Genomic DNA, 23,475 nt, shown 5'->3' with positions numbered 1-23,475 from the left:
CCTCCCGGTGCGTGAAATCCACCATAGGCAAGATCGTCGAGCGGGACAACCTATTTTCTACCTGCGGTTTTGTGATGTGGATCGAAGCCGGGACGCCACGATCGCGAGCACATCTGCGCCGAACTGGTCGATCTTCTTCGCGCCGATGCCCGCGATCGCGGCCAGCGCGGCGTCGTCGGCGGGCTGTTGTTCGGCGATCGCGGTGAGCGTGGTGTCGGTGAACACGACGAATTCGCGCACCCGCAGCGCCTCCGCCTTCTCCGCACGCCAGTCCCGCAGTGCGGCAAGCAATTCCGCGTCCAGCTCGGCCGGGCAACGGCGGCAGCGGCCGAGCATGGTCGCGTAGGTGCCGATCAGCGGTTTCGCGCAGACCCGGCAGGTCGGGCGGACACCGTTCGGGGCCGACGGCGGTGCCGCGATCCGCGAGGCGGGCGAATCATCCGGCACGAGACCGTTGAGGAAGCGCGAACGCCGCCTGCTGCGCCTGCCGCCCTCGTTCCTGGCCAGCGCCCAGGACAGCCGCAGATGTTCGCGCGCCCTGGTGACCCCGACGTAGAGCAGCCGCCGTTCCTCCTCGAGCGCCGCCTCGTCGGCGACGGAGCCGTCGTCGGCGAGGACGTGCGCGATCGGCATGGTTCCGTCCGACAGCCCGACGAGGAACACCGCGTCCCACTCCAACCCCTTGGCGGCGTGCAGGGAGGCCAGCGTGACGCCCTGCACCGTGGGTGGATGCCTGGCCTCGGCGCGAGTCGCGAGCTCGCGCAGCAGCCCGGTGAGGTCGAGCCGGTCGTCGTGGCCGACGAGTTCCTCGGTCAGCCGCACCAGCGCGACCAGCGAGGTCCAACGTTCACGCGCCTGGGCGCCCGCGGGTTCCGTGGCGGTAAGGCCGAGCGGCGCGAGCACCGCGCGGACCAGCGAGACCAGGGAGTTGCCGCTGCGCGCCTGGTCGGGCAGGTCGTCGCGGGCGGCGGCTTGCCGCAGTGCCTGCACGGCCTGCCTGACCTCGGCGCGCGCGAAGAAGCCCTCGCCGCCGCGCACCTGATAGGGGATACCGCGCTCGGTGAGCGCCTGCTCGTAGCTCTCCGAGTGGGCGTTGATCCGATAGAGCACGGCGATCTCGGCGGTCGGTGTGCCCGCCGCGACGAGCCGGCCGATCGCCTCGGCCACCGCCGCGGCCTCCGCCGGCGCGTCGTCGTATTCGGCGAACACCGGCTCGGGCCCGTCGGCGCGCTGGCCGATCAGTTGCAGCCTGGTACCCGCGATGCGCCCGCGCGCCGCTCCGATCACCCGATTGGCCAGCGACACCACCTGCGGAGTCGACCGATAGTCGCGTTCCAGCCGGACCACGGTGGCGTCGGGGAAGCGCCGGGAGAAGTCCAGCAGGTAGCTCGGCGTGGCGCCGGTGAACGAATAGATGGTCTGGTTGGCGTCGCCGACGACGGTCAGGTCGTCGCGGTCGCCGAGCCAAGCGTCGAGCACGCGCTGTTGCAGCGGGGTGACGTCCTGGTACTCGTCGACGACGAAACTGCGGTAGCGGCCGCGGAATTCGTCGGCCACCGCCGGATAGTCCTCCAGCGCTGCGGCCGTATGCAGCAGCAGGTCGTCGAAATCCAGCAGCAGCCCGTCCGGCGTCGCCTTGAGCTTCTCGTAACCCGCGTAGACGTCCGCGACACGCAGTGCCTCGTAGGGCGTCTCGCGCCGCTGCTTCGCGACCGCCGCCGTGTAATCCTCCGGAGCGATGAGCGAGGCTTTCGCCCACTCGATTTCGCTCAGCAGGTCGCGCACGCTGTCAGTGGCCGTGGACAGCCCGGCCTGGTGCGCCGCCTGCGCGACGATCGGGAATTTCGCATCGATCAGCCGCCACGGCACGTCGCCGACGATCTGCGGCCAGAAGTACTTCAGCTGCCGCAACGCCGCCGCGTGGAACGTCCGCGCCTGCACCTGGGTCGCTTCCCCGCCGAGACCGAGGGCCCGCAGCCGGGTCCGCAGTTCCCCAGCGGCCCGAGCGGTGAACGTCACCGCGAGCACCTGATCGGCTTTGACGTGCCCCTGCGCGATCTGATGCGCGATGCGATAGGTGATGGTCCTGGTCTTTCCGGTGCCCGCGCCCGCGAGCACGCACACCGGGCCGCGCGGTGCTCGCACGGCGGCGGCCTGCTCGGGATCGAGGTCTGCGAGGTCGAGAGCGGGCACGCGATCCATCATGACAGCGCCCACCGACACACAACCGGTCGCGGTCGGGAGCAGCCGCTCGCGAGCAGACCGGCACCGAGGCAAGAGACGGCATCGGCGCGGTAGCCGTGCGCCGCACGCGACCGCCCGTTGTACGCCTCGTCGCCGCTTCGGGCGGCCGGGCGCGTGGCGTTCAGCGGTCGCTCAGCAACCGCAGGGAACGAGCGAAGGGGGCGCTGTCTTGCGAGCCGAGCGGCGCGAAGAACTCCGCGTCGCATTCCTCCACCGCGACGATGGCCCGGTTCACCAGCGCCACGCCCGCTTCGGTGGCGACCAGGGCCTTCGCCCGGCGGTCGCTGGGGTGGTCGCGGCGTTCGATCAGACCCTTCTGCGCCAGGGCGCGCAACACCTGAGAAGTCATCATCGGATCGGTGGCGGCGTATTCCGCCAGGTCACGCTGCCGGACCGGATCTTCGCGGCCGGCGGCGAGGTAGGTGAGCGAAGCCAGCAGCACGAATTGCACGTGGGTCAGGTCGAAGGGAGCGAGCGCCGCCCGCTGTGCCGCCTGCCAGCGGTTGGTCACTTGCCACAGCAACAGTCCGGGACTTTCCTCTGCCGCGCGAAATCTGGAACGCAGTCCGCCGTCCCCCGCCTCGTGCATCGGCCTCCCTCACTCGTCGGTCATCTCCCGCGCGATCAGCGCGTAGTCGTGCGGGCTGAGTTCTATCAGGCCACGACGCAGGATCATCCCCCAGTTCGGCACGCTGGTGAGGTCCAGTTCGTCACGCAGCGTATCGATCGGCGCCTCCCGCGCTTCGGCTCGGTAGCTGACCGAACGGCGCCACGGCCGGAAGCAACCGCCGTCCTGCGGGTCGGCCTGCCAGGCCGGGTGGTCGTCGATGGTGCCGATCGCGGTGAACGAGCGCACCGGCGCTCCGGCCCGCATGCCCTCGCGCGGCGAGTAGTACACCAATCCGTCGCCCGGCCGCATGCGTTCCACCGCAGCGCGCTTGCCGTGGTTCGCCTGGGCGATGCCCAGCTCGACACCGCGCCGGACATGTTCCCTGGACACGACGGCAAGCCAGTACTTCGTGCTCGAACCGGTAGCACTCATGCCGGGACCCCCTCGGCGACGGCCACCAGTGCGTCCAGGTCGGGCTGCACGGATTTCGCCAAGTCGGCGCCCAGGATCTTGATCCACAACAAGCGCAGCGGTCCGTCGATCGAGACCGTGACGGTGACCGTGGTGCGGTTTTCCGCGACGGCGACCTCGTGGGCGAAGGTGAGCCGCGCGCCGAACAGCTTCGAGACGTCGACGAACTCGCGATCGGTCAGACGCGCGACGACGAACCGGATCTTCGGGCCGCCTTTCGGCCGCAACGTCCCGGTGGCGCCCTCGGCGAACGGTCCGTCCAAGCGCACCCACTCGGTGTCGGTGTTCCACTCCGGCCAGGTGGCCATGTCGGCCCAGCGGGCGAAGAAGGCGGTCGGCGGCGCACTGGAGGTGGCCTGCGCGGTGGCGATGATCGTCATGCATTTAGTATGCGCGCATACTAAATGTCGCGCAAGTCGGGATATCGTTCGAGTCGGAACAGTGCGCGGACGTCCGGCGTTGCAGTGTCCGTGACTGACGCGAACCCCACCCTGACGATGTACTCGACCACCTGGTGCGGCTACTGCCGCAGGCTCAAGAAGCAGCTGGACGAGGCGGGCATCGGCTACGTCGAGATCGATATCGAGCAAGACCCGGCGTCGGCCGAATTCGTCGGCAGCGTGAACGGGGGCAACCACGTCGTGCCCACCGTGAAGTTCGCCGACGGTTCCACCGCGACGAACCCGTCGCTGGCGGCAGTCAAGCAGGTCCTCGCCGGTCTGTCCTGATCAGCCGCCGCGCGCGGGTCGCATCGGCCCGCGCGCGCTAGTCGATCGCGGCCCAGGATTCGATGATCGTGCGCGCGATCGAGATCGAGCCGGGCAGCAGCAACCGGGCGCCCCCGTCCCGATTCGACCAGTCGCCCACCGCCAACGCTTCGCGCACCTGTGCGCGGGTGAACCAGTCGGCCTCGGCGATCTCACCATCGGTGAAGGTCAGCGGCTGTGTGGGATCGGCCACCGCGGCGAAGCCGAGCATCAGCGAGCGCGGGAACGGCCACGGCTGGCTGCCCAGGTAGGTGATCTCGCGCACGTCGAGGCCGACTTCCTCGCGCATCTCGCGCTCCACGCAGCGCTCCAGCGACTCGCCCGCCTCGACGAACCCGGCCAGCAGCGAGAACAGCGACTTCGGCCAGCTGGCCTGGCGGGCGAGCAGCACCCGCTCCCCACCGTCGTGGATCAGGCAGATCACCGCCGGATCGATGCGCGGGAACTCCTCGTAACCGCTCTCGGTGACGCGCGACCAGCCCGCCTTGGCCGACATGGTGACGGTGCCGTCCGCGCCGTGGAACCCGGCCTTGTCGTGCCAGTTCAGCAACGCGATCGCGGTCGAGAGCAACGCGGCGGTGCGGTCGTCGACGGCGCCGCCGGCCAGCGCGCGCAGGTCGGTCAGCGCGCCCTCCAGCTCCGGATCACGCACCGCCCACAGATGGACGCCCTCCTCTACACCGAGGAACACCGCGTCCGGGCTCGGCTCGGCGGAGAACTCCACGGCCGGGTCCAGGATCAGGGCGCTTTCGTCGAGGCGCACCTGCCCGCGGCGGTTGATCCGCAGGAGCCTGGCCTCGGCCCAGCCCTCCTTCAAGGCCTGGGCATCACCTCGGATGTGCTCGGCCCTGTCGACGACAGAACGGGAGAGCAACGGAACGCTATTGAGCTGAAATGCCGACACGGTTCGAGACTATCGCCGAAGCTGCGCGGCCGGTTCGCGCCGGGGTCACTTGCCCGCTCGACGGATGTACAACAGCTTGTCGCCCGCCTCGACCGCGTCGACTTCCGGCTCGCCCACGCGGTAGAGCACCCCGTTGCGCACCACACCGAGGACGATATCGCTCAGATGCCGTGGCGAGCCGCCGATCTCGGACGGCTCCACCTCGCGTTCGGCGACGGCGAAGCCCTCCTCCGGGGTGAGCAGGTCTTCCATCATCTCCACGACCGTGGGCGTGGTGGTCGCGATGCCGAGCAACCGGCCCGCCGTCTCCGAGGACACCACCACCGAGTTCGCGCCGGACTGGCGGACCAGGTGGGTGTTCTCCGCCTCTCGGATCGAAACCACGATCTTGGCGGCCTTGTTCAGCTCCCGGGCGGTCAGGGTGACCAGCACGGCGGTGTCGTCGCGATTGGTGGCAACCACCACCGAGTCGGCGTGCTGCACACCGGCCAGCCGCAGCACGTCGGACTGGCTCGCCGAGCCGTGCACCGTGACCAGCCCGGCGTTCGCGGCCGCCTCCAAGGCGACCACGTCGGTGTCGACAACGACGATGTCGGCGGGCTGCACCCCGTCGCCGAGCATGGCGTCGATCGCGGTCCGCCCCTTCGTGCCGTATCCGACGACCACGGTGTGATTGCGCACAGTGTGCCTCCATCGCTGAATCTTGAAAGCCTGCCGGGAACGTTCGGTCAGCACGCCCAGCGTGGTTCCGACCAAGACGATCAGGAACAGGATGCGCAGTGGGGTGATGATGACGATGTTCGCCAGCCGCGCCTCGGGCGTCACCGGGTGGATGTCGCCGTATCCGGTGGTCGACAGCGACACCGTCGCGTAATAGAACGCGTCCAGGAACGACAGTTCGTTGCCCGAGTTGTCGTGGTACCCGTCGCGTCCGAGGTAGACCACCAGCGCTGCCAGGAACAGCAGCCCCGTCGCGAACAGCACCCGTCTGGTCAGCGAAATCCACGGACTGGTCTGCACTTCCGGGATGCGCAGCAGTCCGACCAGGGCGAAATCGGGCCTGCTGGCCAAGCCCAGGCTGCGCGCTCGGTCACCGAACACCGGGCACACCCGTCGTTTCGTCGCTCGTGTCGGTCATACCCGGTAATCCTTGTCCCTCCGGCACACCGGGGAGCCTACTGTGTTGGATTTGCCGCGACTGCGTCGCGGCGTGTTTGGGGGCCCCGGGGGGGGGGGGGGTGGGGGGGGGGCCCCGGGGGGGGGGGGGGGGGCCCGCGGGGCCCCCCCCCCCCCCCCCCCCCCCCCCCCCCCCGGCCCCCCCCACGGCGGATGCTCGGTCTCGCTTCGCTCGGAAGACGTGGTGGGGGTGCGCTGGGCACGTCGGCATCGAAGCTCGCTATCAGGTGTACGCGGTTCGTAGTGGTCGGCTACAGGATCGCTGCCCTTGCTCCTTCCTCGCGGACACAGCGCCCCGTCTCCTTCGTCGCGGCGCATCCGACGCCAGCTCGGCCGCGGACGCCAACACGATCCGTGTCGTTTCACCCGACCCGGGTACCTGCTCATTCGAGCCCGGCTCGGTTCACGGGCCGCAGCGGCAGACTGTCGAGCGGACCACCGCAGGCAAGCGCGGCGTTGGCGGTCGCTCGGTGCGAGCCAGGCTGTGTCGGCTCCGCAGTCGCGCGGTGGGGTCGCGGCGCTTCGGCTGGCGTCCGCGCTGATCACTCCCGCTCGATCTTGGTGAGGAGCGAAGGACGTGCCCGAGGCAGGGGCGGCGGTTCGGAGGTGCGGACCGCCGGGTCCGCATCCAAGTGACCCGGGGTCGACGCGGAGCGGCGCGGATGTAAGGGTGCCTGCATGGCAGAAAATACGCTGACGTCCGTGTCCGACGGTGGGCGGCGGCCCGCGCTGGCCCTGGCCGCCCTGCTGTTCGGCTCCGGGGTGCTGCATTTCGTCCGGCCGAAGCCCTTCGATTCGATCGTGCCGCGCTTCCTGCCCGGACGCGCCCGCGACTACACCTACGCCTCCGGCGCGGCCGAGATCGGTGTCGCCGCCGCCCTCGCGGTCCCGCGCACCCGCGGCTTCGGCGGACGGCTGGCGGCGCTGCTGTTCATCGCGGTGTTCCCGGCCAACGTGCAGTTCGCCGCGGACATGCTCGCCAGCGAGAAGGCGCCGCGGCTGGTGAAGATCGGCTCGGCGCTGCGGCTGCCGCTGCAGATCCCGCTCGTCACTCAGTCGCTGGCGGTGAGCCGGCGGGCGCGGCGTTCCTGATCAGCTCGGCCAGTTCGTCCGGACCGGCCAGGTTCGGGGGCGCGATGGTGCGGCCGGTGCGCACGTAGTGGAATGCGGCGCCGATCCGGGGCAGCATCTCGTGCTCGGGCCGTCCCTCGCGGGCGGCCATCAACCGCGCCCAGGCCAGGCGGTAGACGGCCAGCTGCATGGCGACCGCCGGTTCCTCGGCGGCGCTCGGCTCGGCGCCGGTCTTCCAGTCGACTACGATCCAGCCGCCGCCGGGTTCGGCGAATACCGCGTCCATCCGGCCGCGGATCACGGTGCCCGCGATCGAGGTTTCGAACGGGATCTCGACTTCGATCGGACTGCGATCGGCCCAGCGCGAGTTCAGGAACGCCTCCTGCATCGCGCTCAGCTCGGCGTCCAGGCCCGCGTCGGCCGCGCCGCCGTCGGCCGCGCCCGGCAGTTCGTCCAGACCGAGCAGGCGGGTGGAGCCGAACCACCGCTGCACCCAGGCGTGGAACGCGGTACCCCGGCGGGCCAGTGGATTCGGCGGGTAGGGCAACGGACGACGCAAGCGGGCGGCGAGCTTCGCCGGGTCGGCCCGGAGTTCGACCAGAGCGGTCGCCGCGATCTGTCCAGGTAGTTCCACCTCTTCGTCGGCGGCCGCGGCCGCGTGGTGTTCGGCGAGCAAGGCGTCGACGTCGGCGGCCCAGCCTTCCGGATCGGCGGGATCCGGCGCAAGGCGGGCGTCGTGCGGGCGGTACAGGTCCACCGGCGGGGGCGGAGCGAAGCCGGTCGCGGCGAATGCCGGTTCGTCGGCGGACAGATACTCCTCCACCGGGTCCGGCGCCGAACCGAAATAGGGCTCGAAATCCGCGTAGGGATCGGCGTATTCGATGGACCCGACCTCGAAGTCCCCCGCGAAATCGTCGGGCGGGTATTCGTCGTCGGGTGGATAGTAGGCCGGTTCATCCGCGAACCCCGGCTTGTCAGCGGGCCGGGGAGTAGGTCGATTCATCCGCGAATCCGACTCATCGCGGGGTGAATAGTAAGCCGATTCGCCGGTGAGACTCGGCTCATCACCCGGCCCGTAGTCGCCCGGCTCATGCTCGAACTCCGGCTCAGCGCCGGGCAGGCCAGAAGCCGAATCGCCAGTGAGACTCGGCTCATCACCCGGCCCGTAGTCGCCCGGTCGGTCCGCGAAACCCGGCTCGTCGACGTCCGGCGCGGACGGCATCTCGGCACGGGCAGACCTGGTTCTGCGGATCGAACCAGCAGCGCCGTGCGGCTTCGAGCCGTGGTGCCCGGCGGCGGCGGGACGGGCGCGCAAATTCGCCAGGGCAGCGCGGACCAGTGCCGCGCCTTGTTCGATGGGCTCGCGGCGGGCGCCGAGGGGATCGCGCGGCCACTCGGCGGCCGCGGGGTTGTCGGTGAACGGGTTGACGGCGTCGGCGGCGGGCGGGTCGTCCCAGCGGTCGATCGCCAAGACGTCGCACGCCGGGCTGCCGGGGTCCTGGTGCGCGCGCTTCAACTCCAGCAGGAAATCCGAGGGGCCTTTCGGAGTGCTGCCGGTCTCCGCCCAGTAGTGGGCCGAAACCAGCAGCACCCGTTCGGTTCTGGTGAGCGCGACGTAGAACAGGCGCCGTTCCTCATCGATCCGGCGGCGCTCCAGCGCCTCCTTGTGCGCCTTGATCGCGCGGTCGAGGTCCGCGCGGTCGTACAAGTCGGTGAGCTCGAGCACCGGCACGCCCTCGGCCGCGTCGTCCTGCCTGCGGTCACCCCGCAGCGACGTGGGCAACTCGGCGAGCGCGCCCAGCCACGTGCCGGAACCGACTTTGGACGGGAACACGCCCTCCACCACGTGCGGGACCGCGACGATCTCCCATTCCAGGCCTTTCGCCGCGTGCACGGTCAGCACCTGCACCCGGTCCTTGGCGACCTCGACCTCGCCCGGCTCCAGCCCGTTCTCGACCTCTTCCGCGGCGGCGAGGAACGCGAGCAGTCCGCCGAGCGAGGCGCCGGTGTCCGCGGCGTACCCGGCCACCACATCGGCGAACGCGTCCAGATGCTCGCGTCCGGCCCCGGTGCCCGCCATAGCTCGCCGGGTTTGGGTCTCCACACCGACGCCGATGGTGCGCTCGACATCGGCGACCAGTTCCGCCAACGGCTGACCGCTGCGTTCGCGCAACGCGGCCAGTTCCCGTCCCAGCGCCTCGATGCGGGCGAACCCGGCGGGTGAATACCGCTCGGGCGGACCGGGATCGGCGATCGCGTCGGCCAGCCCGGCCTGTTCGGCGGGTTCCGGCGCCACTTCGCGCAGCGCCTCGTCCAGCGCGGCGCCGTCGGCGATCTCGGTATGTCCCTCCGATCCGGGACGCCGGATGGACAGGTCCCTGGCGCGGCGGGCGAGCGCGGCGATGTCGGCGACCCCGACGCGCCAGCGCGCGCCGGTCAGCACACGCATGGCGGCGCTGCCCGCACCCGGTTCGGCGATCAGCCGCAGGGTGGCGACGACGTCGGCGACCTCCGGTGTGGCGAGCAAGCCGCCGAGTCCGACGATCTCCACGGGAAGACCTTGTGCGCGAAGCGCTTCCGCGAGCGGCGCGGCATCGGCATTGCGGCGCACCAGTACGGCGGACGTGGGCGGCTGCTGTTGGGCCGCGTGCCGGGCAGCCCACTCCGCGGCGATTCGCCCGGCCACCCACTCCCGTTCGTCGGCGACGGTGTCGGTCAGCGCCAGCGCCACCACACCCGGCCCGGCGCCGGGCTTGGCGCGCAAGGCATCGACCGTCACCCCGCCGCTCTCGGACGCCTTGCGCCGCAACGGTTCCGCGACCAGATTCGCCAGTGCCAGCGCTTCCGGCGGATTGCGCCAGCTGGTCAGCAAGGACAGCGTCGGGGCGGGCACGCCCGGCGCGCTGGGGAAGTCGGTGGCGAACCGGGGCAGGTTCGCCGCCGAAGCGCCACGCCAGCCGTAGATGGATTGCATCGGGTCGCCGACGGCGGTCACGGCTAGTCGCTGCGTTTCGTGCCGGCGCGAAGGTTGGTCCGCACGCCTCGCCACGGTGCGCGGGTCGTGTGCGCCGGCGAACCGCGGTTGTCCTTCGACGTCGTTCGCGTCGACGCCCGGCGACCGCGTGCTCTGCGCGGGGTGAGCAGGAAGCGCGTCGGTGGTCGATGACGACCCGGACCCGGTTTCCGGCAGTGTGTCCGAACTTGCCACGACGCTCTCCCGCACACCGGGCAGCGCCGCCCTCTGTGCGACTGTGTGAACGCCCGCGGGTGACGAAGCATCGTCGCCGCGACGATCGCCCAGAGGAATGTCGGGCGGAGTCGCTGGCTGCGGTGTCTGCTCCTCCGGCGCACCGCCGAACAAGGCGGCGAGCAGGACCCGCTGGGCGTGGCCGGTGTCCTGGTACTCGTCGAGCAGGACCAAGCGGAAACGGGCGCGTTCGGCGGCGGCGACCTCGGGGTGCTCGGCCGCCAACCGTGCGGCGAGGGACATCTGCGCGCCGAAGTCCAGTGCGCCCCGTCGGCGCAATGCCTCGGCGAGCTCGTGCACCAGCGGTAGCAGCGCTACCCGTTCCCGCTGCACTTGCACGATGTTCAGCAGGGTCTGGCTCGGGCCGCCCCGCTGCCGCGGGCCCGGGGGCAGCGTGTATACCAGCTTCGCCAGTTCGGTGTGCGCCTCGGCCAGTTCCTCCGGCTCGACCAGGTGCTCGGCCAGCTGCCCGGACAGCGCGAGCACCGCCTCGGTGACCGACACCGGGGTGCGATCGGTCTCCAGATCGCCGTCCCAGGTGTGCACCACCTGGTGGGCGAGCTGCCAGAGCTGGGTCGCGGTCAGCAGGGTCGCCGACGGTTCCACCGGCAGCAGCAGGCCGTGTTCGGTGAGCAACCTGCCCGCGTACGAGTGGTAGGTGCTGATCTCCGGTTCCGCGCCGGTCAGCTGGGCGCGCAGGCGGCCGCTCGGGTCCAGTTCGCGCAGCAGCGGCGCACCCGCGAGCCGGGCCAGCCTGGTCCGGATCCTGGCGGTCAGCTGTTGGGCGGCTTTGCGTGTGAAGGTCAGCCCGAGCACTTCGTCCGGCAGCACGAGCCCGTTGGCGACCATCCACACCACCCGGGCGGCCATCGTCTCGGTCTTGCCCGCGCCCGCGCCGGCGACCACGAGGGTGGGGCCCGGCGGCGCCGCGATCACGGCGGCCTGTTCGTCGGTCGGCGGCGGCAGGCCGAGCGCCTGCGCCAGCTGGTGCGGCGTCACCCCGCCCGTCACGGCGGCGCCCCGGCGACCGGCCGCGGCGGGACCGAGAGCGCGCTCACTCGTCGGTCACCTGCCTCCCGCTGTCCTGCACGGGGCAGCTGCCCGCGACCGCGCAGTGGCGGCATCCGTCGTTGCGCATGGCGAGGTAGCTAGGGCCCTGAGTGGACGACGCGGCCTGGTGGATCGTGTCACGCCAGTGCTCGAGCGCCTCGGCGTCCAGCGGAGGCTGCGTGCGCTGAGTGGCGCCCTCCGCCTTGCTCGGCTTGGCGACGTACACCAATCGCGCCCCGCCGGGTTCGCCCGCCGAGCCGATCGCGGGTTCCGGCTCGGCCGAACCGGATACCTCCGGTGCGTCGAGAGCGCCTGCGGCGGCCGCTACCTGGTAAGTCGCCAGCTGCGCGTGATCGACGGCGGCCTGCTTGGTGACCGGCGACTTGCCGGTCTTCACGTCGACGATGACGAAACGGCCTTGCGCGTCTCGCTCCAGCCGGTCGACGCGGCCCCGGATCCGTACGGCGCGTTCGTCTTCCGTGCGCGCGGGCAGCACGCAGTCCACCGGCACCTCGACTCCGGCCTGGGTGAGTTCGCCGCGCGTGTTGCGCACCCAGGCCGAGAAGGTCTCCAGCATCGCCTCGGTGCGGCGCAATTCCTGCCGGGAATGCCAGCCGGTCCCCGGATCCACCGCCCGCCAGGCGCGATCCAACGCGGCGCGCACCTGTTCCTCGGGCACTTTGCCCGCCAGCGCCTGCACGAGCGTGTGCACCAGATTGCCCTTGACGGCGTGCGGGTTGTCGCCGTCGGTACCGCCGTTGCGTTCCAGCGCCCAGCGCAGCGGGCAGGTGCGCAGCAATTCGACGGTGGAGGGCGACAGCGCGACCGCGCCGTCGTCCTCGGTCCACAGCGGTCGCCGCGAGCTGAGTTCGGTGGTGCCGTACCAGTCGTCGGGGTGGGTACCCCGGACGCCCGCGTCGGCCAGCCGCGCGAGCTGGTGCGCGGCGCGGCGCCTGCGTTCCGGGTCGGACTCCGGATCGCAGACCACGCCGCGCAATTCGGCGACCAGCGAGTGCATCACCAGGGCGCGGCCGGGGTCGGCCACCGGGAGCGCACCGGGCTCGCCGTCGTCGTCGTGTCCGAGCAGTTCGGCGAGAAAGCGCGACGGCACCAGATCGCGTTCGCCCGCGACCGATTCCACGGCGGTGACCAGCAGCGACCGCCGGGCCCGGCTGCACGCGACGAGCAGCAACCTGCGCTCCTCGGCGAGGATCGGCGCCGCACGGCTCACCCGCTCCCCGGCATCGGACACCCCGGCGGTGAGATCGACCAGATCTTCGGTGTGCAAGAGGGTGCCGCGGGTGCGCGGATCGGGCCAGATCCCTTCCTGGACGGCGGCGACGGCGACCACATCCCATTCCCGCCCCGCGGCGGCGTGCGCGCTCAGCAGCGCCACCGCTTCGCCCGGCAGTGTACGAGGCGCAGCGTCCTGCGGAATCTCCTGCTGCGTCAGGTATTCGACGAACCCTTCGATGCTCGCGCGCGGCAACCGGTCGACATAGGCGGCGGCCGCGTCGAACAACGCGACCGCGGCGTCCAGATCGCGATCGGCCTGCATGCCGACCGCGCCGCCGCGCTCGGACTGCGCCACCCAGCGCCGTTCCAGCCGAGAACCGGTCCACAGCGCCCACAGCACGTCCTCCAGGCTCGCGCCGCGCCCGCGCACCTTGCGCGCCCGGCGCAGCGCGTCCAGCACCCGGCGCAGCGGCGCGGCCTCGACCTCGGTGAGCCGGTCCATGATGGCCGGATCGCCGGTCCCGATCAGCAGATCGCGCAACATCAGTGCGGAGGGGCGGTCGATGTCCGAGTCGCGGTCGGTCGGCGAATCGTCGCCCGCGTCCGATGTTTTCGCCCCGGCGCGCACCGATTCCAGCACCGCGCGCCGGATGCCGCGGCGCAACCGGCGCAAAGCGATCTGGTCCGCGCCGCCCAGCGGCCCGGACAGCAGATCGAGGGCGTCCTCCGGCTCGAACGCCGGTTCCGCGCCCCGTTGCGCCTGCTCCCCCGCCAGGACCGCGCGCAGCGAGAGCAGCATCCAAGCCGCGCCGCGCCTGCGCGCCAGCGGCGTGTCCAGCGCGGGCTGCCGCACCGGCACGCCCGCGGCGAGGAGGGCGCGGCGCAGCGGCGCCAGCGACAGCGGTACCGAACGGACGATCACCGCCATCCGCGACCATGGCAGCCCGCCGGTGAGATGCGCGCGGCGCAAGTGGTCGGCGATGAGCGCGGCCTCTTTCGCCGGCGTGGCCAGCACGCGCACGCGCACCTCGGTGCCGTCCTCCCGCGGGCCGGTGTCTTCCGGCACGGGGATGCGCTGCGGCGCACTACCCGGCAGGCGTGCCGCGATCCGGGCGACCGCCAGCTCCACCTGACCGCTGAACCGATGGTTGTCGCGCAACACGACTCGCCGCTCGGGTGGCACGTCGAGTTCGGCGACGAATCGCGCGTCGGCGCCGCGGAAGGCGAACACGGCTTGGTCGGGATCGCCCGCGACCACCGTGGTCCTGGCGCTGTGCCCGATCGCTCGCACCAGGATCGCCGCCTGCGGGTCCAGGTGCTGCGCGTCGTCGACCAGCAGGTATCGGATCCTGGCGCGTTCGGCGGCAAGCAGATTCGGGTCGGCGGCCAGGGCGTCCAGCGCCGCGCCGACGAGTTCGGCGGCGTCCAGCGCGGGCGCGGTCGCCTCCGGCGCATCGACGCCCACCGACCAGCGCAGCAGCATCGTCTGCTCGTAGCGGAGGGCGAACCTGCCCGCCGCCACCCATTCGGGCTTGGCGTGCTCGCGGCCGAGGCGCACCAGGTCCTCCGGCCCGATGCCGCGTTCGGTGGCCCGGAGCATGAGATCGCGCAACTGTTCGGCGAACCCGCCGAGCGCGAGGGCGGGCCGCAGTCGCTCCGGCCACAATCCGTGCGCGCCCTCGGCCATGTCCGCCAGATCGCCGCGCAGCATCTCGCGCACCACGGCGTCCTGTTCGGCTCCGGTCAGCAGACGCGGCGGCGGGTTGCCGTGCGCCATCGCGTGCCTGCGCAGCACAGAGAAGGCGTACGAGTGCAGGGTGCGCACCAAGGGTTCTCGTGTGGCGCCGGGCACACCGCCCTCCGCGCCGGGGCCCGGGCCGCTCAGCCGCGTGGTGATGGCGTCTCGTACAGCGCCCGCGGCTTGTTTCGAATGGGTCAGTACCAGCACCGATTCCGGGTCGGCTCCGGCCGCGATGCGCCCGGCGGCGAGGTCGACCAGCAGGGCGGTCTTACCCGTGCCCGGGCCGCCGAGCACCTGCCAGGGCCGCCATCCCGGGCGCGCTGGACCGGCCTCGGCCGCGGCGTCCAGCAGCGCGCGGACGTCGGCGCCCCAGTCTCGCGGCCGGGGCGCCACCACGTTCCGGCGAACCAGTCGCACCGCGCCATCCGATCGCACCACGCGGGCTATTGCAACAGACACGACCGACACGCCGGTACACGCCTCCGCCCGACCGGCGCTGCGGCCGATCACGGCGCAGGTCAGAATGGACCGGTGTCTGTTCTGAATGTCCACCGGTTCGGTCCGACGACGGGACCGGTGGTGCTCGCCCTGCACGGTGTGACCGGTCACGGCAAACGCTGGGAAGATCTGGCGACCCGGCATCTGCCCGACGTACGGGTGCTCGCACCGGATCTGCGCGGGCACGGCCGCTCGACCTCGCTGCCGCCGTGGAACTTCGAGACCATCGTCGAGGACCTGGTCGAGTTGGTCACCGCCGAGGCGGACGGCCCGGTGGTGGTTGTCGCGCACTCCTTCGGCGGCGCGTGCGCGCTGCACCTGGCCCATCGGCATCCCGAACTGGTGCGCAAACTGGTGCTGCTCGATCCGGCGATCGCGCTGGAGCCGGAATGGCTCAACGAGATCGCGCTGTCCACCCTGGTCTCGGCCGACTACGACAGCGTCGACCACGCGCGCCAGGACAAACTCGACACCGGCTGGGGCGATGTGGAGCCGCGATTGCTGGAAGCCGAACTCGACGAACACTTGATGCCCACCGCCGACGGGCGCTTCGGCTGGCGGATGAGCCTGCCAGCGATCAACTCCTACTGGGGCCAGCTGGCCCGCCACTGGGTGCTTCCGCCCGCCGACCTGCCGACCGTGCTGGTGCAGGCGATGAAGGTGCACCCGCCGTTCGTCACGCCGGAATTCCGCGCGGCGCTCACCGAGCACATGGGCGCGGGCCTGACCGTGCTCGAATGGAACTGCGATCACATGGTCGCCCAGGCGTATCCGGCCCAGACCGGCGAACTTGTGCGCTCGGTGCTCTGAGCCGATGCCGATCACCGACGCCCAGATCGAGCAGGTGCGCGCGCTGGTGGCGGCGGTTCCGGCCGGCCGGGTGGTCACCTACGGCGACATCGCGGCGGCCGCCGGTTTGTCGACGCCGCGCACAGTGGGCTGGATCATGCGCACCGACTCGGCCGATCTGCCCTGGCATCGGGTGCTCGGCGCGAGCGGCCGTCCCGCCGCCCATCTGGCTCATCGCCAGCTGCGCCTGCTGGCCGAAGAGGGCGTGCCGATCCGGGACGGACGCGTCGACCTGCGCGCCGCACGCTTCCCGCTGCCCGATCTCCCCGGCGACTGAGCGCCGCTTTCCGAAATTCCTCCGTGCCGGAATGGCGGCCAGTACCGTTGATCCATGCCCACCCGCCTGGCATGTGTCGTGTTCGACGCCGACCGGCCGCGTTCGGTCGCGGATTTCTGGGCCGAACTGCTGGGCTGGAGTGTCACCCTCGACCGCCCCGACGAGGTGAACGTGGCGGCTCCCGACGCCGACGGCGGCGACTTGGCGCTCACCTTCCTGCCCGCGATGCGGGCCAAGGTCGGCAAGAATCGCCTGCACCTCGATCTGGCCACCCGCTCGCTGGACCACCAGCGCACCCAGGTGGACCGGGCGCTGGCCTTGGGCGCGCGCTCGATCAACATCGGGCAGGGCGCGGTGCCGTGGGCGGTGCTCGCCGATCCGGAGGGCAACGAGTTCTGCGTGCTCGAACCGAGGGAGGAGTACGTGGACACCGGGGCCGTCGCGGCGGTCGTGGTCGACACGCGCGATCCGCAACGCCTGGCCGAATTCTGGTCGGCCGCCACCGGCTGGCCGTCCATGCGGCGCGGCGAGCGGCTGGCCGGATTACGCGCACCGACCGGACTCGGCTCCTGGCTGGAGTTCGTGCGCACGCCCGACGCGGGGTCGGGCCGGACCAGAATGCGCCTGGATCTCACGTCGTTCCCGGCCGACGACCGGGCCGCCGAGGTGGCCCGGCTGCACGCGGCGGGCGCCACCTCCATCGACCGTGGCGCCCCGGCCCCCGACCGGGAAACCGACCTCGTGCTCGCCGACCCGGAACTCAACGAGTTCCGGCTGCTGCCACCGGCCCGCTTCTGGTCGAACGCCTGATCGACGCCGTCCGCTCCCCGGCTTCCCCATGGTGACGAATTAGCATGGCCGCCATGGTGTACCTGACTCCGGGTCGTGGCGTGTGACGGCCGCCGACGCGATCGTGCTCGCGGGCGGCCGGGCCAGCCGGATGGGCGGCGTGGACAAACCGGCCATCGTCATCGGCGGCCGTTCCATGCTCGAAGTGGCGCTCGCCGCCGTCGCCTCGTGCGCGCGGACGGTGGTGGTCGGACCGCACCGTCCCGAGTTGGCGCCGGAGATCACGCAGGTTCGCGAGGTGCCGCCCGGATCGGGTCCGGTGGCGGCGATCGACACGGGGCTGCGGGCCCTCGGCTCCGCCGCCCCGCTGGTCGTGGTCCTTGCCGCCGACCTTCCGTTCCTGTCCCCGTCGGCGATCGCCGAACTCATCCGGCACGCCACCGAATCGGGAGCGGACGCGGTGTTCGCGGCCGACGAGTCGGGTCGGCCGCAATACCTGATCGGGGTGTGGCGGCGTTCCGCGCTTGCGGCCGCGCTGGACGAGCTCGACGCGCTGATCAATCAGCCGATGAAGGCGCTGGTGCCCGCAGCCGCCGGGATCATCCCGCTCTCCGGCGTCGGCGACTGCGACACCGAAGAGGAGGTGCGACAGGCCAGAGCGGCGGTGGACGCGCCACGCCAGCAACCACCGCTCGAGCTCGGCGAGGCGCGAAACCTGCTGCGTACCGAACTTTCCCGGCTTACCGCGTACGAAGCCGACCTGTCATCGGTGATCGGGGCCGCGCTCGCGGGCCCATTGACGGCCGCCGGGCCGCTGCCTCGCTTCGACGTCTCGGCGATGGACGGTTACGCCGTGGCGGGCGACGGGCCGTGGCGCCTGCGCCGCGACGTCGGCTTCGCGGGCGGACGGCGTCCGGTGGGGCTGCTGCCGGGCGAGGCGGTGCGCATCGCCACGGGCGCGCACGTCCCCGATGGCACCACGGGCGTGCTGCGCGACGAGTTCGCGCACGTCGCCGACGAAACGCTGTACCGCCTGCCGGACACCCCGCTGCGCGACGACATCCGCCGCCGCGGCGAGGACCGGGCGGCCGGTGATCCGGTCGCGCCGGAGGGTGCACCGGTCACCGCGGCGCTGGTCTCCGCGGCCGCGAGCGTCGAGGTCACCGCCGCGCCGGTGCGCGGCCCGGTCCGCGCGCACGTCGTCATGACCGGTGACGAGATCCGCAGCGAAGGTCCACTGCAGGCGGGGCAGACCCGCGATTCGATCGGCCCGGTCCTGCCGGAACTGCTGGCCAGGTATGGCATTCGCACCACCGATCGGGTGCACCTGCGCGACACTCCGCACGGATTCGACGAGGTCCTGACCGTCGCGCCGGATCGCGACCTGCTGGTGATCGTCGGCGCGACGGGCGGCGGGGCGGCCGATCAGCTCCGTGCCGCCCTGACCCGCGCCGGAGCCCAGATCGTGGTGCCGCGGCTGCGGCTGCGGCCGGGCGGTTCCACCGTCGTCGCCCGGCTCACCTCCGGCACCACGGTGCTCGGCCTGCCGGGCAACCCGTTCGCCGCCGTCGCGACGCTCATGGCGCTGGCACCCGCGATCGTCGAGGGCCGCACCGGCGCGCTCCCCGCCCGCCCGCTGCGCGGACCGCTGCACAACGCCGCCGAGATCGCCGGACAGGTGACGCGCATCGTTCCGGCTCGCGCCGCCGAGGAAGGCGGATGGATCGGCGACCCGGTTGTCCGGACGGCACATCTGGGCGGCCTGATCGACCGCGACGGCCTGGTGGTCGTCCCGCTCGATGCCGGGGACGGCGCGATCGTCGAATTCCTGCCGCTGCGCTGAACCCTTCGGCCCGCGGGTGCGTCGTGGACCGAACGAAACTGGTTGCGGGCCTTGGCTTCAGCGAGTTCGAGTGGGCGCGGAATACGGGGGTGCGCCGATGCTCGGCCGACGTCGATCCGAAGTCGCTGCGGTGCAGCGGGTTTCGTTGCCACGGGAACCCGCACGCGCACTCCTTCGCGGCAGCGGAGTCGAACGCGATATACGTCGGCGAAGCGATCCACGAGGCAAATAAAACGAACGCCTGACCGCCGTTTTCATCCGGCCCAACCCGCCTCGACCTGGTCGGAAGAAAAAGTCGAACTGAACTGGATTCATTACTGAATACAGGGTTCAAAAGCGCTCTTACCAGCGCGAACACAACAACCGAGCCGCTCGGAGCCATATTTTTCATTTCCTCTTCCACAGGCCATTCCCGCTCGCTATCGTGTGTTCGTTAGGCGAATATCAATCCCCCGGAAAGGACCGAGTGGAGATGACTGAAAAGTCGAAGAAAACGCCTAAGAAAATGCCGAAGCAGATGCCGAGGCAGCAGCAGCAACAGCGCCAAGAGCAGGACATCCGCGAGGGCGCTGACATGGAAGGCCGTCGGGGCAACCGGTCCGAGATGCCCGACCGGCGCGGCGAGCAGGAGCGCCGCCGCTAGCTGATCTGCGCCACCCGCGCCGCCGGCCCCACCTCCTCCCGGGACCGGCGGCCGCGGTCGTTTCGGGGCCCTCGTGCTTACCCCGGAGGTAATTGCCACCCCGCGCGAGGCGGACCTACCGTCGGTTCGACGCCATCTCCGGCGTCGTCGAACGAAGGAACCACACGCCATGTCCGCCTATGGCTTCGCCCATCTCCGCAGTCGCAGGCCGCATCCCGACATCCTCGAATACCTGGAGCGCATCCAGGCCACCTTGGACCCGTTCGGCGGCCGCTTCGTCATCCACGGCTCCCCTGCCGAGGTCGTGGAAGGCGACTGGCCCGGCAGCATGGTGCTGATCGAGTTCCCCGGGATGACCGAGGCGCGGGAGTGGTATCACTCGCCCGCTTATCAGGAGATCCTGCCGCTGCGCGCCGATCACATCGACGGCGACCTGCTGCTCATCGAGGGCGTCGGCCCCGACTACGACCCGCGCGAACGCGCCGCCAAACTGCGCGCCGGGGCGGCCTGACGCGATTTCGGCTCGCCGTCCGGCGTCCGATACCGTTGACCAGGCACGACCCGGTTCGACGCGAAGGATGCGCCTGATGGACGACAGCTCACTGGTCTGGGACGACGGCACGCTCGTCACCATCGACCAGCGCGGACTGCCGCACGAGGTGCGTGAGCTGCGGCTGAGCACCGTCGACCAGGTCATCGACGCGATCGAGACGCTGGCCGTTCGCGGCGCGCCCGCCATCGGCATCGCGGGCGCGTTCGGCGTCGTCATCGCCACCGCCGCGCACACCGTAGGCGGCGTGGTGGACGAGACCGCGGCGCAGGCCGAAGCGGACCGGATCGCGGCGGCCCGGCCGACGGCGGTCAATCTGGCCTGGGCGGTGCGGCGGGTCCGGGCGAAGGTGGGCAGGGGCGCCGACGCGGTCCTCGCCGAGACCCTCGACATGCTGGCCGAAGACGGCCGGGTCAACCGGGCCGCCGCCACCAACGCCGCCGACCTGGTGCAGCGCCTGTGTCCGGACCGGCCGCTGCGCGTGCTCACCCATTGCAACACCGGACGACTCGCGACCAGCGCGTTCGGCACCGCCATCGGCACGCTGCGGGTGCTGTCCGAGCGCGGCGCGATCGAGCAGGTGCTGGTGGACGAGACCCGCCCGCTGCTGCAAGGCGCCCGCCTGACCACGTGGGAACTGGCCGAGGCGGGCATCCCGCACCGGCTGACCATCGATTCCGCCGCCGCCTGGGCGATGGCGACCGGACAGGTCGACTGCGTGCTGGTCGGCGCCGACCGGGTCACCGCCAACGGCGACGTCGCCAACAAGATCGGCACCTACGGTCTCGCGCTCGCCGCCCGCCACCACGGCATCCCGTTCGTCGTGGTGGCCCCGGAGTCGACCCGCGACCTCTCGATGGCCACCGGCCGGGAGATCGTCGTGGAGGAACGCGCGGCGGCCGAGGTGACCGGATTCGGCGGTGTGGCAACGGCTCCCGCGCACACCGAGGTCTTCAACCCGGCCTTCGACGTCACGCCCGCCGATTTGGTGACCGCGGTGGTCACCGAAGAGGGTGTGGTGCACCGGTCCGATCGGTCGCCCGGCGCGGAAATCGCGGACCTCGCCCGCGAGCTGTACCGGCGCGGCTGGATGCCGGGTACGGCGGGCAATATCTCCGTGCGCACCGGCGCGACCGCCGTGGTCACCGGGAGCGGGCTGTCCAAAGGGGAGCTCACCGAGCGCGACATGGTCACCGTGCGCGTCGCGGACTCCGCGCCCGTGACCGATCAGGGGCGCAAACCCTCCGCGGAGACGACGATCCACACCGCCGTCTACCGGGCCCGTCCGGCGCAAGCGGTCGTGCACATCCATCCGCCGTTCGCCACGGCACTGGCCACCCGCTCGGCGACGCCGGGAATGCTCGGCACGCTGCGGATCACCGACTACGAGTTGATCAAGGGACTCGGTGGCGGCGATCCGGCCGTCGCGGACATCCCGGTCTTCCCGAACTGGCCCGAGGTGCCGCGCATCGGGGCCGACATCGAGCGCTATCTCCTCGACCACCCCGACGCGCTTCCGGTCCTGATCATCGCCGGGCACGGGATCACAGCGTGGGGCGATGATCTCGCCCAGGCGCGCGATCGCGCCGAATGCCTGGAAGCATTGTGTGAGCTGGTGTGCCGCACCGGTAGTCCGGCGGCGTTCGGCCCGCGCGACGATTTTCTCGAGATTGGACTGACATGACCCTGCTGCAGGTGATGGCCGCCGACAACGCGGCCGACGTGCGCGTACGCACCAGCGACGACGAGATGATCGGCACCGAACTCGCCAGGCACGGCATCACGTTCGGCCGCTGGCCGGTGGTGGAGAACGCCGCGTCGGTGCCGTCGGAGGAGTTGCTCGCGCACTACGAGACGAACGTCGCCGAACTGAACGAGACCGGGCGCTACAAGCACATCGACATCGCCCGCATCCACCCCGACGACGCCGACCCGCAGTGGCCGGAGATCGCCAAGGGCGCCCGAGGGAAGTTCCTCGACGAGCACCGCCACGCCGAAGACGAGGTGCGCTTCTTCGCCGCCGGGCGCGGTTGCTTCTACCTGCACCTGGGCGAGGAAGTTCTCGCGGTGGTCTGCGAGGGCGGCGATCTGCTCTCGGTTCCGGCGGGCACGCTGCACTGGTTCGACATGGGCGAACGCCCCGACTTCATCGCCATCCGCTTCTTCGAGGAGGAGGACGGCTGGGTCGGCGACTTCACCGGCGACAAGATCAGCGCGGGCTTCCCCACCCTCGACGAGCTGCTCACCGCGCCGTGATCGACGCCGTCGTCGTCGACATCGAGGGCACCACCAGTCCCACCGCCGCGGTTCGCGAAGACCTGTACGGCTACACCCGCGAACGGCTTCCGGAGTGGCTGGCCGAGAACAGCTCCGCGGCCGCGGCGCCCGTGCTGGCCGCGACCAGGCAGCTGGCCGGGCGGCCGGACGCGGACCCGGCCGAAGTCGCCGCGATCCTGCGCGGGTGGCTCGACACCGACGTGAAGGCCGAGCCTTTGAAGACCGCGCAGGGTCTGATCTGCGCGGAGGGTTTCCGCAGCGGCGCACTGCACGGCGAGTTCTTCCCCGACGTGCCACCGGCCCTGGCCGCGTGGCACGCCGCGGGTCTCGCGCTGTACGTCTACTCCTCGGGATCGATTCGCAATCAGCAGGATTGGTTCGCCTTCGCGCATGGAGGCAGTCTGTCCGGCCTGATCAGCGGCTACTTCGATCTGTCGACGGCGGGCGGAAAACGCGAGGCGTCCTCCTACGACAAGATCGCGGGCGCCATCGGCGCACCCGCCGAGCGCATCCTGTTCCTGTCCGATCACCCGGACGAACTCGACGCCGCCGTCGCCGCTGGGTGGCGAGTGGTCGGGCTGGCCCGACCCGGCGAACCCAATCCACCTCGGCCGCCACACCACTGGGCCGACACGTTCGCCGACATCAACCCCGCCGACCAGGTCTGATCGCGCAGATAACCTCCTCGGAACCGCGACCACTTTCGGCCGGATCGACCGAGCCGCGCGTCGGTCCATATGCCGATGTCGTTTCCGTCCACCGTGGGGCCGTGTTGCGAGAGGACGGCGTTACCGCGAGTCGGCAGCCGTTCCACCACCGCACGGCCGATCCGTCGTCCACCGCCGGTTGTCATGAGCGACAGTGTCACCCGGCGGGTGGTAGCCAGACTGGCGACGCCACCCGGACCCGATCGAGGCGACGGCGGATCGGGCGGAGCCTGGAGCACAGTGCAATTGATCGACGTCGAGCGAATTCACAGCGAATTGTGATTACGCTTACAATACGTTGCCACCGAGCCGCGAGCGAAACTCGCCGGAACACTGGAAAAATGCCCCACTGAAGATCGATCCAATGTGTTAACAAATGTAAAGCACTGGAGAACCCGCCGTTTCCAAAGCATCACCGACATGCGTGCGGGCGGACTCCTCGGATCCGATTTTGTCCAGTTCAGAGCCGTTTGCCCCTGGTCGGCCCAGCGGATGCCGCCCGATAGCACCGCGCTACCGTGACCG

19 protein-coding genes are annotated in these 23,475 nt (G+C 71.1%); 11 read left to right on the top strand and 8 right to left on the bottom strand.

Annotated elements, in window-relative coordinates; translation table 11 throughout:
• Positions 1-57: 57 nt before the first annotated feature.
• From ACIHAX_RS09405 to ACIHAX_RS09390, 4 genes are all read right to left on the bottom strand, one after another.
• On the bottom strand, positions 58-2,205 hold the full coding sequence (locus ACIHAX_RS09405) for an ATP-dependent DNA helicase UvrD2 (protein ID WP_356960790.1): 2,148 nt from the start codon (positions 2,203-2,205) through the stop codon (positions 58-60).
• 160 nt (positions 2,206-2,365) lie between these two features.
• Positions 2,366-2,833 (bottom strand): MarR family transcriptional regulator, encoded by a 468-nt coding sequence (locus ACIHAX_RS09400; RefSeq protein WP_355079957.1) that lies wholly within the window; start codon positions 2,831-2,833, stop codon positions 2,366-2,368.
• 9 nt (positions 2,834-2,842) lie between these two features.
• Positions 2,843-3,286 (bottom strand): EVE domain-containing protein, encoded by a 444-nt coding sequence (locus ACIHAX_RS09395; RefSeq protein WP_355079959.1) that lies wholly within the window; start codon positions 3,284-3,286, stop codon positions 2,843-2,845.
• Entirely contained in the window at positions 3,283-3,705 is a 423-nt protein-coding gene (locus ACIHAX_RS09390; protein ID WP_364431384.1) for an SRPBCC family protein, read from the bottom strand. The genes ACIHAX_RS09395 and ACIHAX_RS09390 overlap by 4 nt, the downstream gene beginning before the upstream one ends.
• Before the next feature lie 117 nt (positions 3,706-3,822).
• On the opposite strand from ACIHAX_RS09390, the gene ACIHAX_RS09385 reads away from it, so the two are divergent.
• A complete protein-coding gene (locus ACIHAX_RS09385) occupies positions 3,823-4,053 on the top strand; it encodes a mycoredoxin (RefSeq protein ID WP_379256129.1) in 231 nt (76 codons plus the stop codon).
• A gap of 37 nt (positions 4,054-4,090) precedes the next feature.
• Here the strand turns inward: ACIHAX_RS09385 and nudC are convergent, their stop codons facing one another.
• Together nudC and ACIHAX_RS09375 are read right to left on the bottom strand one after the other, a co-directional pair.
• Entirely contained in the window at positions 4,091-4,996 is a 906-nt protein-coding gene (gene nudC, locus ACIHAX_RS09380) for an NAD(+) diphosphatase (protein ID WP_355079965.1), read from the bottom strand.
• Between the two features lie 45 nt (positions 4,997-5,041).
• Positions 5,042-6,097, bottom strand: coding sequence for an NAD-binding protein (locus ACIHAX_RS09375; protein WP_355079967.1), 1,056 nt, complete (start codon positions 6,095-6,097; stop codon positions 5,042-5,044).
• A gap of 753 nt (positions 6,098-6,850) precedes the next feature.
• Here ACIHAX_RS09375 and ACIHAX_RS09370 point away from each other — a divergent pair.
• Positions 6,851-7,264 (top strand): hypothetical protein, encoded by a 414-nt coding sequence (locus ACIHAX_RS09370; protein ID WP_355079710.1) that lies wholly within the window; start codon positions 6,851-6,853, stop codon positions 7,262-7,264.
• Here the strand turns inward: ACIHAX_RS09370 and ACIHAX_RS09365 are convergent.
• Together ACIHAX_RS09365 and ACIHAX_RS09360 are read right to left on the bottom strand one after the other, a co-directional pair.
• Positions 7,221-11,501, bottom strand: a complete 4,281-nt coding sequence (locus ACIHAX_RS09365) for an ATP-dependent helicase (protein ID WP_397276765.1) — start codon at positions 11,499-11,501, stop codon at positions 7,221-7,223. The genes ACIHAX_RS09370 and ACIHAX_RS09365 overlap by 44 nt on opposite strands.
• 43 nt (positions 11,502-11,544) lie before the next feature.
• A complete protein-coding gene (locus tag ACIHAX_RS09360) occupies positions 11,545-14,976 on the bottom strand; it encodes an ATP-dependent helicase (RefSeq protein ID WP_397276763.1) in 3,432 nt (1,143 codons plus the stop codon).
• Between the two features lie 72 nt (positions 14,977-15,048).
• On the opposite strand from ACIHAX_RS09360, the gene ACIHAX_RS09355 reads away from it, so the two are divergent.
• From ACIHAX_RS09355 to mtnC, 9 genes are all read left to right on the top strand, one after another.
• A complete protein-coding gene (locus ACIHAX_RS09355) occupies positions 15,049-15,825 on the top strand; it encodes an alpha/beta fold hydrolase (RefSeq protein ID WP_355079718.1) in 777 nt (258 codons plus the stop codon).
• A gap of 4 nt (positions 15,826-15,829) precedes the next feature.
• Positions 15,830-16,141: an MGMT family protein gene (locus ACIHAX_RS09350; protein ID WP_364437536.1), complete on the top strand. Its 312-nt coding sequence runs from the start codon at positions 15,830-15,832 to the stop codon at positions 16,139-16,141.
• A 54-nt stretch (positions 16,142-16,195) separates the two neighbouring features.
• Positions 16,196-16,951, top strand: a complete 756-nt coding sequence (locus tag ACIHAX_RS09345) for a VOC family protein (RefSeq protein ID WP_356960778.1) — start codon at positions 16,196-16,198, stop codon at positions 16,949-16,951.
• A gap of 82 nt (positions 16,952-17,033) precedes the next feature.
• Positions 17,034-18,773: an NTP transferase domain-containing protein gene (locus ACIHAX_RS09340; RefSeq protein ID WP_364437540.1), complete on the top strand. Its 1,740-nt coding sequence runs from the start codon at positions 17,034-17,036 to the stop codon at positions 18,771-18,773.
• Positions 18,774-19,245: 472 nt separating this feature from the next.
• On the top strand, positions 19,246-19,416 hold the full coding sequence (locus ACIHAX_RS09335; protein WP_356960775.1) for a hypothetical protein: 171 nt from the start codon (positions 19,246-19,248) through the stop codon (positions 19,414-19,416).
• A 169-nt stretch (positions 19,417-19,585) separates the two neighbouring features.
• Positions 19,586-19,927 (top strand): DUF1330 domain-containing protein, encoded by a 342-nt coding sequence (locus ACIHAX_RS09330; RefSeq protein WP_356960774.1) that lies wholly within the window; start codon positions 19,586-19,588, stop codon positions 19,925-19,927.
• A gap of 76 nt (positions 19,928-20,003) precedes the next feature.
• Positions 20,004-21,650: an S-methyl-5-thioribose-1-phosphate isomerase gene (mtnA, locus tag ACIHAX_RS09325; protein WP_364437545.1), complete on the top strand. Its 1,647-nt coding sequence runs from the start codon at positions 20,004-20,006 to the stop codon at positions 21,648-21,650.
• Positions 21,647-22,222: a cupin gene (locus ACIHAX_RS09320; protein WP_364437548.1), complete on the top strand. Its 576-nt coding sequence runs from the start codon at positions 21,647-21,649 to the stop codon at positions 22,220-22,222. Before mtnA ends, ACIHAX_RS09320 begins: the two co-directional genes overlap by 4 nt.
• Entirely contained in the window at positions 22,219-22,911 is a 693-nt protein-coding gene (mtnC, locus tag ACIHAX_RS09315) for an acireductone synthase (RefSeq protein ID WP_364437551.1), read from the top strand. Before ACIHAX_RS09320 ends, mtnC begins: the two co-directional genes overlap by 4 nt.
• Positions 22,912-23,475: the final 564 nt, after the last annotated feature.

The sequence above is a fragment of the Nocardia sp. NPDC051929 genome (genome assembly GCF_044548645.1).
Classification (GTDB): Bacteria; Actinomycetota; Actinomycetes; order Mycobacteriales; family Mycobacteriaceae; genus Nocardia; species Nocardia sichangensis.
The sequence above is the reverse complement of the archived record's forward strand: the minus strand, read 5'-3'. Positions and strand labels throughout refer to the sequence as shown.

Coding starts and splice junctions, on each gene's coding strand:
- ACIHAX_RS09405 (WP_356960790.1), bottom strand. CDS start 2,205: ATGATGGATCGCGTGCCCGCTCTCGACCTCGCAGACCTCGATCCCGAG.
- ACIHAX_RS09400 (WP_355079957.1), bottom strand. CDS start 2,833: ATGCACGAGGCGGGGGACGGCGGACTGCGTTCCAGATTTCGCGCGGCA.
- ACIHAX_RS09395 (WP_355079959.1), bottom strand. CDS start 3,286: ATGAGTGCTACCGGTTCGAGCACGAAGTACTGGCTTGCCGTCGTGTCC.
- ACIHAX_RS09390 (WP_364431384.1), bottom strand. CDS start 3,705: ATGACGATCATCGCCACCGCGCAGGCCACCTCCAGTGCGCCGCCGACC.
- ACIHAX_RS09385 (WP_379256129.1), top strand. CDS start 3,823: ATGTACTCGACCACCTGGTGCGGCTACTGCCGCAGGCTCAAGAAGCAG.
- ACIHAX_RS09370 (WP_355079710.1), top strand. CDS start 6,851: ATGGCAGAAAATACGCTGACGTCCGTGTCCGACGGTGGGCGGCGGCCC.
- ACIHAX_RS09350 (WP_364437536.1), top strand. CDS start 15,830: ATGCCGATCACCGACGCCCAGATCGAGCAGGTGCGCGCGCTGGTGGCG.
- ACIHAX_RS09345 (WP_356960778.1), top strand. CDS start 16,196: ATGCCCACCCGCCTGGCATGTGTCGTGTTCGACGCCGACCGGCCGCGT.
- ACIHAX_RS09335 (WP_356960775.1), top strand. CDS start 19,246: ATGACTGAAAAGTCGAAGAAAACGCCTAAGAAAATGCCGAAGCAGATG.
- ACIHAX_RS09330 (WP_356960774.1), top strand. CDS start 19,586: ATGTCCGCCTATGGCTTCGCCCATCTCCGCAGTCGCAGGCCGCATCCC.
- mtnA (WP_364437545.1), top strand. CDS start 20,004: ATGGACGACAGCTCACTGGTCTGGGACGACGGCACGCTCGTCACCATC.
- ACIHAX_RS09320 (WP_364437548.1), top strand. CDS start 21,647: ATGACCCTGCTGCAGGTGATGGCCGCCGACAACGCGGCCGACGTGCGC.